14 protein-coding genes are annotated in these 13,495 nt (G+C 45.5%); 12 read left to right on the top strand and 2 right to left on the bottom strand.

What is annotated here, in order from left to right:
- Positions 1-87: 87 nt before the first annotated feature.
- Positions 88-1,065: a hypothetical protein gene (locus ACFQZT_RS11525; RefSeq protein ID WP_379299793.1), complete on the top strand. Its 978-nt coding sequence runs from the start codon at positions 88-90 to the stop codon at positions 1,063-1,065.
- Positions 1,066-1,173: 108 nt separating this feature from the next.
- Complete coding sequence (locus ACFQZT_RS11520; protein ID WP_379299791.1) at positions 1,174-2,067, top strand: hypothetical protein; 894 nt, start codon at positions 1,174-1,176, stop codon at positions 2,065-2,067.
- Positions 2,068-2,106: 39 nt separating this feature from the next.
- Here the strand turns inward: ACFQZT_RS11520 and ACFQZT_RS11515 are convergent, their stop codons facing one another.
- Positions 2,107-2,424: a hypothetical protein gene (locus ACFQZT_RS11515; RefSeq protein ID WP_379299789.1), complete on the bottom strand. Its 318-nt coding sequence runs from the start codon at positions 2,422-2,424 to the stop codon at positions 2,107-2,109.
- A 95-nt stretch (positions 2,425-2,519) separates the two neighbouring features.
- Between ACFQZT_RS11515 and ACFQZT_RS11510 the strand changes: the two genes are divergently transcribed.
- Complete coding sequence (locus ACFQZT_RS11510; RefSeq protein WP_379299787.1) at positions 2,520-2,927, top strand: DUF6855 family protein; 408 nt, start codon at positions 2,520-2,522, stop codon at positions 2,925-2,927.
- 304 nt (positions 2,928-3,231) lie between these two features.
- Here the strand turns inward: ACFQZT_RS11510 and ACFQZT_RS11505 are convergent, their stop codons facing one another.
- Positions 3,232-4,071, bottom strand: a complete 840-nt coding sequence (locus ACFQZT_RS11505) for a helix-turn-helix transcriptional regulator (RefSeq protein WP_379299785.1) — start codon at positions 4,069-4,071, stop codon at positions 3,232-3,234.
- A 205-nt stretch (positions 4,072-4,276) separates the two neighbouring features.
- Here ACFQZT_RS11505 and ACFQZT_RS11500 point away from each other — a divergent pair, with 205 nt between their 5' ends.
- From ACFQZT_RS11500 to ACFQZT_RS11460, 9 genes are all read left to right on the top strand, one after another.
- Positions 4,277-5,260 (top strand): quinone oxidoreductase family protein, encoded by a 984-nt coding sequence (locus ACFQZT_RS11500; protein ID WP_379299783.1) that lies wholly within the window; start codon positions 4,277-4,279, stop codon positions 5,258-5,260.
- A 243-nt stretch (positions 5,261-5,503) separates the two neighbouring features.
- Positions 5,504-6,670, top strand: coding sequence for an ROK family transcriptional regulator (locus ACFQZT_RS11495; RefSeq protein WP_379299781.1), 1,167 nt, complete (start codon positions 5,504-5,506; stop codon positions 6,668-6,670).
- 19 nt (positions 6,671-6,689) lie between these two features.
- Positions 6,690-7,697, top strand: a complete 1,008-nt coding sequence (locus tag ACFQZT_RS11490; RefSeq protein ID WP_379299779.1) for an asparaginase — start codon at positions 6,690-6,692, stop codon at positions 7,695-7,697.
- A gap of 90 nt (positions 7,698-7,787) precedes the next feature.
- Positions 7,788-9,107: an ABC transporter substrate-binding protein gene (locus ACFQZT_RS11485; protein ID WP_379299777.1), complete on the top strand. Its 1,320-nt coding sequence runs from the start codon at positions 7,788-7,790 to the stop codon at positions 9,105-9,107.
- 86 nt (positions 9,108-9,193) lie between these two features.
- Positions 9,194-10,075, top strand: a complete 882-nt coding sequence (locus ACFQZT_RS11480; RefSeq protein WP_379299799.1) for a carbohydrate ABC transporter permease — start codon at positions 9,194-9,196, stop codon at positions 10,073-10,075.
- Positions 10,075-10,914, top strand: coding sequence for a carbohydrate ABC transporter permease (locus ACFQZT_RS11475; RefSeq protein WP_379299775.1), 840 nt, complete (start codon positions 10,075-10,077; stop codon positions 10,912-10,914). Before ACFQZT_RS11480 ends, ACFQZT_RS11475 begins: the two co-directional genes overlap by 1 nt.
- Positions 10,915-11,613 carry a copper homeostasis protein CutC gene (locus ACFQZT_RS11470; protein ID WP_379299773.1) on the top strand — a complete coding sequence of 233 codons (699 nt, stop codon included), beginning with the start codon at positions 10,915-10,917 and terminating at the stop codon, positions 11,611-11,613.
- A gap of 861 nt (positions 11,614-12,474) precedes the next feature.
- A complete protein-coding gene (locus tag ACFQZT_RS11465; protein WP_379299771.1) occupies positions 12,475-13,113 on the top strand; it encodes a DUF4183 domain-containing protein in 639 nt (212 codons plus the stop codon).
- Between the two features lie 79 nt (positions 13,114-13,192).
- On the top strand, positions 13,193-13,477 hold the full coding sequence (locus ACFQZT_RS11460; RefSeq protein WP_379299769.1) for a DUF4183 domain-containing protein: 285 nt from the start codon (positions 13,193-13,195) through the stop codon (positions 13,475-13,477).
- Positions 13,478-13,495 lie beyond the last annotated feature (18 nt).

Below are 13,495 nucleotides of genomic sequence, written 5' to 3'. Positions count from 1 at the left end.
ATGTCCTTTTAAAATTGGACTAGTGCACGACCAAACAAATTGAATTATGAAACTGACTCCACTGTTCATGATTTTTTAGAGACACGTATGTACGTCGCAAAATTAGTTACTAATGCCAACGGGAGAAACTATAGTTTTGATGACTCCATTCGCTTTTTGTTAGATAGTGGCCTAGCCGCAGGTAAAACCGATAAGAGTGTTGAAGGCTTCAAAGGTCGCGACTTTCTTACTAGAGCTGAAGCTGTAACTTTTATAAAAAACTTAAAATCCAAGCAGGATTTGCTATACCCATCCCCAACGTTTGAGTATGCATATGATCCAACTACGTTAAAACTCAGCCCTTTTGAAAATTTTCCACTTGTCATAGATCAGCCACCTAATGATCAAAAGGAAAGTTATAGTAAAGTAACCTTCACTGCACCAAGCGCAGGATATACAGTGGTCCATTCACCTTCTTATCGTATTGAAGGGAAGGTCGATCATGGGGTGGGTGATGCTCTTAGCATTCAATTAGAGTACTGGGATTCCGGATTTTTCAAACCAGTGACGAACATAACCACCTCCATTAAAAGTGGTAAATTATCCTTGCCAATCGACCTCCCAAAAACAGGTGTATATAGAGTAACTGTAAAATCCGAATATGAAAGAGACGGGAAAAAAATGGATCAAAATATGACTCTTACCTCATTTTATGTAGAGTATAAGGCCGTGCACTCTGATTTAAAACTTATGGATCCTAATGAAGAAAGGGTTCGTGTTGGTGATCTTAAACTTACTTACTCAAACGGAAAAACCTTTATTAATGGGAAGATTCAAGTCATTAAAGGAGGAGCTGAACAAAACACAGTAAGAGGCGAAAAATTAAATTTCTACGATTTGCAAAATCAGCTTCTTGCAGAAGTTCCGATTACAGATTCCGAAACCCACTCCAATGTTGAAGTGAAAAATAATGAAATAAAAGAATTTACGATTTCGACGTTTGGTGATATCACTCATTATAGTAATGTCACGTTAACTGTAGGTTTACTGAACGAAATTAAAAACATTCGACCTCCCGGTCAGTAAGAAGGCTTGCTCATAGATATGAATATATACTGATCAGTTATTGAACTGTTCGGCCCCCGAATAAGTCCATTTGGTATCAAGATCAAGATCTGGATGGAGAGAAACGGAATGGGCTTGAAGGGAATTGCAGCAGTAACCCTCTTTCTAACGGGGGTATTTTTGGCGGGGTGCAATCAACAACCTCTCATAAGTGAACAAAATGAACCGAAATCCAGCGGCTCGCAGAGCTCTCAATCTGCTCCGCTTGTGACATCATCCAGTACGCCTGCGGAGCCAAAGAACCCGAAGCTTGAACTTCATGCTGTCGAACTTTCATCTCAGCAAGTGGACCTCTACGGTGATGGCGAACAGCATGAAGTCGCGCTGATCTCCTATACGGATGATAAGGGCAATCCGTATCTGTGGCAGGTGAAACTCGATGACCAACTAAAAGCATCGTTGGCGCAGCCTGAAGAGAGTTTATTTGCGCCCGCGGATATGAAGATCGAGGACTTGAATGGCGACGGTAAGCCTGAGATTCTCGTATATCGCTATAACACAGGTTCCGGTGGAGGGATCGGACTGCATATTTATTCCCCTTTGCAGGGGTGGGATCCTATATTTAGCGTCGAGAACCCGTTTGCCCCCTCCTCAATGGAGGGGAAAGAGCGGTACAGTGTCAAATACATTGGCGAATATAAGGTCAGCTTTGAGGATGATGTGACCGGTATGAAGACAATGATTCCGCTGGATGCTCACAAGTACGAAGGGATTGATATTCCATTAGAGAAAATCGGCACATGGGTAGACTCCATCTCGGCGTACTACTTTTCGGATAAAGAAGACGCAGGGGGAGCGAAAACCATCGTTGCAGAGCAGCGAATTATCGGAGTCACTCATCCAGATACGATTGCAAAGCTTAGAACTACTTATCATTGGAATGGAACCATTTACGTTCCAACAACAGTCGGTCTATATGATGAGCAGGACAATTTGCTGCAAACGCAAGCATTTGAAAGCTGAAAAGTAAAAAAGTCTGCCGCAGGGCAGACTTTTGCATTTTTAGCCGTTCAATTCGCGCTGAAGTACTAGCGCTTGTTTGGCTAGGTCCAGCCATTTCTCGGAGTGACCGAAAGGAAGCTGCACCCACTCCTTCATGGGCCGACCGCCCATAGGATCGAATGATTTTGCGCCTTCCAAGGCTAACGTATCGGAAAGCGGCGTACCGCGCAGTTTGAAGATCATGTGATCCTGGAAAAATCCGGCGAAAGCTTTCCCCCCGATTTTCAAACATGGCATGCCGAACATTTTTGAACTCTGGGCATCGTCGGTTACTTTGAGCTCGTCCGTTATTTCTTGATAAAGTGTTTGCGGATCCATCTAGAGCCTCCAACCTAAATTTTGTAATTATATTTTCTTATATTATTATTAACATAGTTCCTACTATTGAAAAGTAAAATTTAAGGAGAATTCAAATGTCCGCAGAAAAAGGTACCAAAGAAAATCCATGGCAATTAAAAACGCCGCCGCTATCTTCCGAATATGAAATGTATAAAGATGAAAAAGACGGAAAAGAAATCCTGGTTTGTACCGTAGGTAAAACGGTGTTGCATTATGACTATCGCTGCATTAGCGATCTGCATGCGATGCTGAAGCAGCATGGCGATTGGATGGAGCTAGGCAGCGCTGATGAACAGAAACCTGCCAAAGAAGGATCGGTCGAGGCTTGGGGACGTTCGCCTGAGAATCCGGTCGGAGGCTGGTACGGGCTCAAAAAAGGATTCCGCGGCCGCTTTGGCATGTATCTCCCGCCATTATTGGAAGAATTGGGGCTCGCGGAAGTGGAGCACAATCCAAGGAACAACCGGATGAGAGCAAAATAAAGCGTACAACAACAAACAGGAAGTGTACAACTGTAAAGGTGTTTTTCATCGTTACAAGTGGCCAGGGGAAATGATCTCGTGTCTCTAACGATGTTTTGAATGCTTGCAGACGAGATAAAAAGCAGCTGTGTACGCTGAGCGTAGCTGGAAAGATGATTTTCATCGTAAAAGACATGCGGGGATGCTACAAGCGTGTCTCTAACGATATTTTTCATCTTTCCAGACGAGAAGATGGAGGATTGACAAGGCAAGTTCGCTACCAATCGTACGACTAGAGATAAGGAGCTGGCCATCGGCCAGCTCCTTATCTCATTCTGCTTTTGAGTAATGCTTCGTACTTTTCCATGTCATCCGGAAGTGGCACATAATTGCAATAATGAATATCGTCTCTGCCGTTAATCCGAAAAAAGGATACGAGTTTGTAGCGAATCGACGCCTCAATCGGTTGATGGTAAAATTCAAAAATCATTTCCGCTTTTTGTTGGACATGATAATCGTTCCACCACATCTTAAAGTGTGCGCTTTTCGCAATCAGCTCATCTCTGAACTGGCCGAACCACGGATCGTGCATATGCAAATCATGATAACCTCGAAAGACGCCTGCTGCGTACTTGGCTGCTTCTTCCCAGTTGATTACCCTCCGTTTGAGCTCCTCGTTCATGAAAATCAGCCATACCATATTTTTTCCATTGTCGTCAGTGGCCGCATCCATAGGGTAAATCAGATTGCCTATTTCATTATGAAGGATTACGTTTGTTTTCGCACCGACCACAAAGGCAGGAAAGTGCGATGAATGAATCACTGCTTCCAGCTCTGAAGTTAGCACTTGGTCCATCGGAGGGGGAACGGGAGAGCTCGAAAAACCGCCCAAGGTAAGCAGATGAACCTTCTCATCCTCGGTTAACCGAAGTACATTTCCGATGCTGGCAAGCACTTCTTTAGAGACGTTGATTTCTCTTCCTTGCTCTAACCAGGTATACCAAGTGATGCTGACGCCGGCCAAATAGGCGACTTCCTCCCGGCGCAGACCGGCCGTTCTTCGAAGTCCGCTGCCGACAGCTATATTCAGATCCTGAGGGGAAACTTCAGCTCGTTTGGCCTTGAGGAATTCCCCTAGTGTTTTTATGTTTTTTCCGCTAGACAACGCTTGATCAACTCCTTTGCGAATTGGGATCGATAATCCATCAACCTGGGTTCATAGCTCAAGTTTACTCTTATCGCGTTACGAATGCCACAATGAAGATGCATGCATATCTCCCTGGTAGTGGTGATACCAGTAACAACAAAAACTGTTTGCCTCTACGATAGCCAGCTACAATGAATGCATATCAATCAAGGAGGCAATTTTGATGAAATCTATAAATCTTCAACAAACTGGTGGTTTAGAAACTTTACGCGTACAGGAGTCTCCGGATATCAAACCGCTGCCCGGCATGATTACTATCGATGTCGCCTTTGCCGGCGTTGGATATGTGGATGTCATGCTTCGCCGGGGCGATTTTGGACCGTTAATTCCTTTTCCTATAACTCCCGGATTGGAGGTCTCTGGGTATGTACGTGAAATTGGCGAGGGTGTCGAGGGATTCCACGTCGGTCAGCCTGTAGCGGCTATGTTGCTGTCGACGTTTGGCGGCTATGCGTCAATCGTGCAAGCCAAGCCGGAATTTACGATTCCTCTGGACCAAACAAGTATCGATATGGCTACGGCAGCCGCAGCGATTGTGAATTTAACAACCGCCTATATGGCTGTTAAACAAGTGGCAAAAGTTCAACCTGGCGATCAGGTGCTTGTCCATGGAGCGGTTGGCGGACTTGGCAGTTATTTGGGTCAAGTGGCCAAACGGCTGGGGGCGGGTAGCGTATTTGGAACAGTCGGTCATCCGGATAAGATCCAGCATGCGGCAAATCTTAGTTATGATGAGTTGTTTGTCAGGTCTGATTATGTCAACCAGATCCAGCAAGTAACGAAGGGGCAGGGCGTTCACGCAGTGTTTGATCCGATTGGCGGAGAAATGAGGAAACAGAGCCTGGAAGTGCTTAGACCGCTTGGGCAGCTAGTTATTGTGGGGAATGCAAGCGGCCGTGATGACGTAGCGCAATCATCCAACGAGTTATGGCTTCGTAATAAAACTGTGGCCGGGTTTGCGCTGGGGGAATATAGCCGGTTTGCGCCGGATGAAATCGGTAAGGCGGCGGGAGAAGCATTGCAGCTAATCGCCAAACATGGGATTCATACGGAAATTTTCGGTATCTACCCGTTGGAAAAAGCTTCAGAAGCGCATGCTTTGTTGGAGACTGGGAATACAGTAGGCAAACTGCTGCTCCAGATGTAATACGTACACGCGAAAAAAAGAAGCTAAGTCATGATGCCACCGCGCATTTGACTTAACTTCTTTTTTTGCTCAGTTCGACATTGACAAGATGAAAAACTCTTGCTAACATCATATTAATAACACCTTGGGATTAATTATCGTATACTTCATCTTAAATTGTTATATTATCAGCCTTTTTTATAGAATATAGTATATTTTTTTCTTTAATTAATAACATGAGTGGATTAATAGAGGGTGGCTAAGATGGAAATCAACAAGCATGACCAGGAATTTATTAAAAAGAAGAATAAAAACATGGTACTCGACCTCATCAAGAGCAGTCGTCCGATTTCCAGAGCCGAGATTGCCAAAATGACCTCCATGAGCCCAACCTCTGTCGGCCGCATCGTTAGCGAGCTTTGCCAAATGGGTCTTGTGAAAGAAACGGATCAATATTCTTCCGGCGTAGGCAGAAAAGCGACTCTGCTAGATATTGATGCCGGTTCCGTGCTCGCAATCGGGGTGCAGATGGATAAAGGCTTAATCAAAATCGGCATTGTTGACTTCGATGGCCGAATCGTCGTGGAAAAGCGAATAACAAGACTCTATCATTTGGATGATCCGGCCCAAGTAGCGGTGGAACTATCGGAGCAAATCAAAGCGCTTATCGACGCCGAGCATATTGAAACTGCGAAAATCATCGGAATCGGAATCGGCGTTCCAGGGATAATTGATACGGACAAAGGCATGATCGTTTTCTCCTCGCAATTAGGCTGGAAAAATGTGAGCTTTGCTTCACTGGTACAATCCCGGTTAAACATGCCGACCGTCATCGATAACGACCTCAAAGTCAAGGCTTTAGGAGAAAATTATTACGGATTCGTCAAAGGCTCCAAAAGAGCCGTCCTGCTTGGATTCGGAAGCGGGGTCGGTTCCGCGCTGGTGATTGACGGTACGGTTTACCGTGGAGAATCCAACATCGCCGGTGAGATCGGCCATTCGACCATTGATCCGAACGGCATGCTCTGCGAATGCGGGAAACGAGGTTGTCTACAAACCTACATCGCTGATTTCACGCTTATCCAGGAAGCGAATAAAGTGAAACCCATTGCCAGTATTCAAGAGATTTTCGATAGCATGCGGAACAACGAGACATGGGCGTTACATATTATTGACCGGGCATGCACGTATATTGCGATCACAGTGAGCAATGTTGTGTGCATGTATAATCCGGAAACGATCATTCTGAGCGGGGACTTGATTGAACAGCATCCGGAAATGCTGGAAACCGTGAAACAGAAGATCAATCATTTTATTTGGGGGCCATTTAACGGTACTTATCATTTGGTTAGTTCGAAACTCCAAGATATAGGCGTAATCGTCGGTGCAGCCACACTGACCTTGCAACAATATTTGGATCATGAAATTTAATGAATGAGGAGGAATTAAGATGGATCAAGTATTGCTGGAAGAATACCGCGGAGAAACGCTGGAATGCGTGCATCGCGGGCACATTTGCGGAGTCACGCATACAGGAGAAGTGAAATATGTAGTGGGAGATCCCGATGCGGTCACATTCTTGAGATCGGCCGGCAAGCCTTTTCAGGCGATTCCTGTTCTGCGACATGGCGCCGACGTCCAATTCGGTTTAACCGGCAAGGAAACGGCCATTATGATCGGATCACATCGAGCCGAGCCCTTCCATGTCGAAGCTCTAGAGTCTATGCTCCGGAAGATCGGGGTATCTGAACATGAGCTCGTCTGTCACCCGACCTATCCGCTTAGCGTTTACGCGACGGAGAACTTACTTCGCAAGCAAGCGCCCAAACGTTCGATTTATCACAATTGCTCCGGCAAACATCTGGGCATTTTAGCTCTGTGCAAATGGATGGGATATCCGCTGGAGACGTATTTTGAACCTCAACATCCGGCGCAGGTCGAAATATTGGAAACGCTTTCGTATTTGTCGGAATGTCCAGTCGATCGAATTCAAATCGGAACAGATGGCTGCGGGTTCCCTGTGTTTGCTATCCCACTACAAAACTTGGCCACAGCGTTCCTTAAACTGGCCTGCCCGGAACTTATCGAGGATGCTTCCATCCGTTCAGCAGTCGAGAAAATGGTTGGTCTCATGAATGAACATTATGAGATGGTCGCCGGCTCGGATCGAATCTGCTCAGCACTGCTCATGGATTCGAATATCGTCGCGAAGGGCGGCGCCAAAGGGGTTTACTGCTTCGGGCTTAAAAAAGAGAAGCTGGGCTTCGCTTTGAAAGTTCTCGACGGCTCAGAGGATGAATGGCCGATCCTTGTAGCCTCGATTCTGGAGCAGATCCATTACGACAATGAGAATACGATTCGCAGTATGTATGAGCTTGCGCCAATAGAAATCAAGAACGATAACAAGAAAGTGATCGGGCGCAATACCGCTGTGTTCACACTGCAAGTTTTGGAATAACCAAGGTGTTATGAAATTTGTCAAAGTAAATCCAGCGAAAGCTTCGACAAGTTGCATATAAAATTTATTTACAAAACGGGAGGGGTTATTTTGAAAAAAAGAATGTTAGTCCTGGTGATGTGCATGGTTCTTATGCTGACGGCCGGACTTGTCGGCTGCTCCAGTCAGCCTGCGGGCAATACAGGTCAAAGCACAGAAAAAAAAGTGAAAATTTCTTACCTGGATCCGCTTCCTAGTCCGGAACGAACAGCACTGATGCAAGATTTCATCAAACAATTCCAAGCGAAAAACCCGAACATTGAAGTCGAGTACACCTCTGTGCCTTGGGATGAAGCGAATAAGAAATGGATGGCGCTCGGCGCTGCCAAGCAGCTTCCTGACGTCCTCAGCATTGACGATACTTCCTTAGTGGCCATGGCTTCTGCCGGTTATATCGAAAATTTGCAGCCTTATTATGACAAATGGGATCAGCTAAATAATTTGACCGAAGCGGTTAAGCAAGCAAGAAATAAATATCAGGGCAAGGTATATGCAATACCTGACGGATTCTTATTGCAAGGTTTATTTATCAGAAACGATTGGTTTAAAGAGAAAAACTTACCTGAGAAAATCGAGACTTGGGACGATTATTTCAAATTATCCCAGCAGTTGACGGACGCTTCCAACGGCAGATACGGTATTTCGTTCCGTGGCGGTGCGAACGGTATTCTTCGGGCGATGGAATACGTCATGGCGGCTACGCACAGCGACAGCTGGTTTGACAAGGATGGAAAATCCATCTTATACAAACCGGAAGCGCAAGCGGCTTTCAAGAAATTCTATGATATCTATTTAAATGGAAATTCTCCGAAAGAATCGCTGAACTGGGGATTCAATGAAATGGTGCAAGGCTTCTTGAACGGTCAGACCGCCATTCTGAATCAAACGCCTGAAGTCATCGTCACCGCACAGAAGAACATGAAGGAAGGCACATGGACGGTCGTGCCGATGCCGAAATCGGATGACGGCAAACGTTATATTTTCTGGGGATATACAGCTGCTTATGCGATGGCGTCCAACTCGGAACATAAAGACGCTGCCTGGAAGTTCATTCAGTTCCTGAGTTCGCCGGAGATCAATCTGCAATACGGGATTAAGAATTCGACAATCCCTATCTATAAGGACAATTTGAAAGATCCGTTCTTCAATAAAGGTCCGATTGCGGGGTATGCGGCAGCGATGGCGGATTCGAACATCGTATTTGCCGGACCTCCGAGCCATTTGACGAAGCTGGGCCAATTCTCGGGTACATTTGCGGTACAAGAAACGCAAAAATATTTGACCAAAGCGCAGTCCCTTGAGGATACGATCAAACATTTGGCGGATTTCCTGACTAAGGAGCAGCAGGATTACTTGAAAAATAATAAGTAATATCAAATCAATGGGATAGCTGGAACTGCGGCTTAAGTTCCGGCTATTCTTTCCTCAAGCGAAAAGGCGGTGAAGCAGCTTTGAAAATGAGATTGAAACAATGGGAACCTTATTTGCTCATTGCGCCTGCAATTATTATCCTTTTAGCATTCTTCGCATATCCGCTCTTGCAAGGATTTAAGCTTGCCTTCATGCATTATATTTTGTTCGAGCCGAACGATATCCATTTTTCAGGTTTGGACAATTTCATAGCCTTGCTTTCGGATAACAATTTACTGCGGATTTTATGGAATTCACTCATATGGGTTGTATTAACGGTCGGATTGCAATTCTTGCTAGGTTTTATTCTTGCGCTAGCTTTGAATACGAGATTTAAAGGCAAAAACATCTATCAATCCATCGTATTTCTGCCGTGGGCGGTGTCTGCTTTTTTGATCGGGATGATCTTTAAGTGGATGTTTAACGAGCAAAACGGACTGATCAATTATTTGTTAATTCAATTGGGAGTGATCGATAAGGGGATATCCTTTCTGGCGATTCCTAATCTTTCGATATTTCCTATTATCATCGCAATGGTTTGGTACGGCGTGCCCTTTTTCGGGATCATGCTGCTCGCCGCACTGCAGTCGGTGCCGAAGGATATCTATGAATCCGCTGATATCGACGGGGCGAACCGCTTGACGAAACTATTTGCCGTGACCATTCCTTATATTAAGCCAACCATTATTCTAACCGTTTTGCTCCGGGTCATTTGGGTGTTCAATTCGGCGGATCTCATCTATATCATGACAAACGGGGGGCCTGCGAACACATCGCATAACCTTTCATCGTATATTTTCAACCAGATTTCTTATACGACTGACTTCGGTCAAGCGTCTGCTCTGGGCGTTCTCATGCTGATCATTTTGGTCATTTACACGTTACTTTTTCTCCGAGCAACCAAATACGACGATGCAGGTGATTTCTAATGACTTCCTTTGGACGAAAGGTTGCCCCTGAACTGGTTAGATGGGTGGCACTGGTGCTTTTTCCGCTGGGTACGCTGCTTCCCTTCTATTGGATGTTTGTGACTTCATTGAAAACAAGGCAAGAAATCTATAGCGGCCATTTGAGACTATGGCCCAAGGAATTGACATGGTCGAATTATACAGACACGTTGCAGAATACCAACTTTCCCCAATACTTATTGAATAGTTTTGCTGTCAGCATAAGCAGCTCGGCCCTAGTTTTGCTTGCCTCCATTTTGGGTGGTTACAGCTTGGCCAGGTATCAATTTAAAGGCAAAAAGCTGGTTCTTCTTTCATTTTTGGCTACGCAAATGGTTCCGGTCATGGTGATCCTGGTGCCATTATTTATCACATTCAGCCAAATTCATCTCTTAAACAAGCTGCCGTCGCTGATCATTGCGTATACGGCTATGAATATTCCTTTTTGCTTAATCACGATGTCCAGCTTCTTTCAGCGTATCCCCGTTTCTTTGGAAGAAGCAGCGATGATTGACGGATGCAACAAATTTCAAACGATGGTCAGAGTTATTTTGCCAATTATGCAGCCGGGCATTGTGGCGACTTTTGTTTTTGCTTTTATCGGGGCCTGGAACGATTTGTTTTTCGGAGTCATGTTCACGAATAGCGAATCAGCCAAAACCGTTCCGGTCGGTTTAAGCAGTTTTGTTCAAAAATTCGATATCAACTGGGGGCAGATGAGTGCGGCGGGCATAATCTCGTTAATTCCGGTCGTCATCATGTTTGCTTTCGTGCAAAAATATATCGTTGCCGGATTAACCCAAGGAGCCGTGAAAGGGTAGGTGAAAACTGTGCTGCTTGAAGTGATTGCTACAAGCGTTCGGGATGTTATAACTGCCGAGGAAAACGGCGCTGATCGGATCGAATTGATTACAGGGATACTGGAAGGCGGACTGACGCCTAGCTATGGTTTGATTGAAGCTGCTGTTCAGGCTACCAAACTTCCAGTACAAGTGATGATTCGCCCGCACAGCTATTCTTTTTGCTATGATCAGGACGATATTGCCGCCATGGTCGCAGATATACGGATTGCTAGAGAGCTTGGAGCTGCCGGCGTCGTTCTGGGTGCACTAACAACCGAGAATCGCGTGGATATCGAAGCGGTGAGTAGGTTGCTGGAAGCATGTGTCGGTTTTTCCGTTACTTTCCATCGAGCCTTCGATGAAGTGACTGATCTGGAGGAAGCGCTGGGCGAGCTTAGCAGGTTTCCGCAGATTGACCGTGTGCTTACCTCTGGCGGGAAGTCCAATGTACTTGACGCTGTTCAAGAAATGAAACGTCTTGTTGCATGGAGTAAGCAATCGTCTATTCAAATTTTAGCAGGAAGCGGACTTACGCAAGAAGCTTTACCTGCGTTTCTGGCGGAAACTGGCGTTCAAGAGGTACATTTCGGAAAAGGTGTGAGGATCGATAACGATCCGCTCAGACCGATAGACCCTCGTCGGGTTAAACAGATAAACGGAATGCTTAAGAGTATTTAGAAATATTCGGCCTTCGTTGGTTCCACTTTTAAAGAGTCCAGTTTCTGGGCTCTTTTTGGCTGTACAGGAAATTATGCAAGATGCTGATTGTGGATAAATGAGCATGGAACCTCATAAGCATGTGTGTTTGGCTGATGTTTTCGCTGGGGTTTGACCACCGCCATGCGTAGGCGCTACAACGTGTGTCCAGGAATCATGTTAGGCTTACTTCACCTTAGTTTTCTGATTTTGTCTTTAAAGAACGAACGTTCGCTTTTAGCGGCCGAAGAGTCGCTAAAAGGGGGAGAAATCTCGTCCAAGGATCGATTAAAGAACAAAGGTCCATATATAACGAACATGGTTCTTAAATTTGAGACCATTGTTCTTTCTAGACCCGTTTGGAACATTTCTCCATTGAAATTGAGTCAAACAGGCGCTCTAATAGCGACCCAAATTCTCTAATCTGCTGACTGTACCTATTTTCAATCACCCGCAGGGTGATTTTGTTCTTTTTAAAGGACTGAAGGGCACGCCTATTTTCACAAAGATAGTTTCTTGCATACAGGCTATTGGATTCAAGTCCATGCCTCTAATAGGTTAATAACATACTATAGGCGTAGAAGGAGGCGCTGGAAAATTAATGTAAAACCGTCATGCAAGGTGAGGAGGTGTATGCATGTGAAACTTGGCAAAGCAATTGAAAAAAAACGAAGTAAATTCAGCAAGCGGGTAAGAAGAAAAGGGGTAGTATCTCAAATAAAGAAAAAAGCTAGTAAGATTTCGAAGCGAAAACCTGCAAAACGAAATAAATGTAGCCGCAAACGCGTAATTTATCTAATCCCTGGCCCCCGGGGAGCTCGGGGTAAACGAGGGAGACAAGGGGTGCCGGGACCGCAGGGACCTCAAGGTATGCAAGGGGTTCCGGGAATTCAGGGAGAACAAGGAATACAAGGATTGCAAGGGCTTCATGGAGCTCAGGGTCCTCGGGGAGAGCGGGGGAAAAAGGGGTCGAAAGGAGCCCCGGGACAACAAGGTGAGCCCGGATTACCGGGCACGCAAGGCCCTCCCGGACCTCAAGGGGCGCAAGGGCTGCAGGGTACGCAAGGCCCTCCCGGACCTCAAGGACCGCAAGGGCTGCAGGGTACGCAAGGCCCTCCCGGACCTCAAGGACCGCAAGGGCTACAGGGTACGCAAGGCCCGCCAGGTCCACCGGGACCGCTGCCTAACGTTGCCATCGTACCAACGGTGGATCGATATCTAAATATACCCGATTCGGATTTGTTAACTCCTATCGTAATTCCAGCCAATTTATTTACAGACGATAATGGCCAGACAATCACCCTGTTTTCGGGACTTGGCCAGAATAGCTATTATAACCTCTTCCTGAACGGGATTTTACAAGAAGGCAATGTATATAGTCTCAATTCCAATTCATTGATCTTGAATGCCAATAACGGCATTATCTATGCGGGTACGCCGATTATATTGGAAATCCTCGAGTTCGAAGCCATCGTCTCATAAAATAGTCTGGCACAATTGATAATTACGCCCTTCCCTTTCTATAAAACTAGCATTCACTATAAGAAAGGGGGTGATAGAAATGGCAATTATCAAACCATTTGTTGATAGCAGAAGATTTTCTTCCACAGCAGGCTCAGGAACGGGTACTGGAGCTACCTTTGCAATTGCTTCTACGGCATTTACGACGGATACCGGCGCAACTGCTACTACTTTTCCTGCTTCATATGGCTATTACAATCTTTATATCAATGCTGTGCTTCAGGTTTCCAGTACTTCCACGATGACCACTACGGCGATCACGATCCCGGGCGGCGACGTGCTGGACCCGGCGATACCAATTATTGTTGAATTTGTTGTTAACTAATAAATAATAAAAAGGAGA

The organism is Paenibacillus sp. GCM10027628 (assembly GCF_042676385.1).
In the GTDB taxonomy this organism is placed as follows: domain Bacteria; phylum Bacillota; class Bacilli; order Paenibacillales; family NBRC-103111; genus Paenibacillus_E.
Note: the sequence above shows the minus strand (reverse complement) of the source record. Positions and strands in the feature narration are given on the sequence as shown.

What these genes read in the sequence shown, in the direction of transcription:
- ACFQZT_RS11480 (WP_379299799.1), top strand. Translation starts at nt 9,194, where the DNA reads ATGAGATTGAAACAATGGGAACCTTATTTGCTCATTGCGCCTGCAATT.
- ACFQZT_RS11520 (WP_379299791.1), top strand. Translation starts at nt 1,174, where the DNA reads ATGGGCTTGAAGGGAATTGCAGCAGTAACCCTCTTTCTAACGGGGGTA.
- ACFQZT_RS11515 (WP_379299789.1), bottom strand. Translation starts at nt 2,424, where the DNA reads ATGGATCCGCAAACACTTTATCAAGAAATAACGGACGAGCTCAAAGTA.
- ACFQZT_RS11490 (WP_379299779.1), top strand. Translation starts at nt 6,690, where the DNA reads ATGGATCAAGTATTGCTGGAAGAATACCGCGGAGAAACGCTGGAATGC.
- ACFQZT_RS11495 (WP_379299781.1), top strand. Translation starts at nt 5,504, where the DNA reads ATGGAAATCAACAAGCATGACCAGGAATTTATTAAAAAGAAGAATAAA.
- ACFQZT_RS11510 (WP_379299787.1), top strand. Translation starts at nt 2,520, where the DNA reads ATGTCCGCAGAAAAAGGTACCAAAGAAAATCCATGGCAATTAAAAACG.
- ACFQZT_RS11475 (WP_379299775.1), top strand. Translation starts at nt 10,075, where the DNA reads ATGACTTCCTTTGGACGAAAGGTTGCCCCTGAACTGGTTAGATGGGTG.
- ACFQZT_RS11525 (WP_379299793.1), top strand. Translation starts at nt 88, where the DNA reads ATGTACGTCGCAAAATTAGTTACTAATGCCAACGGGAGAAACTATAGT.
- ACFQZT_RS11500 (WP_379299783.1), top strand. Translation starts at nt 4,277, where the DNA reads ATGAAATCTATAAATCTTCAACAAACTGGTGGTTTAGAAACTTTACGC.
- ACFQZT_RS11460 (WP_379299769.1), top strand. Translation starts at nt 13,193, where the DNA reads ATGGCAATTATCAAACCATTTGTTGATAGCAGAAGATTTTCTTCCACA.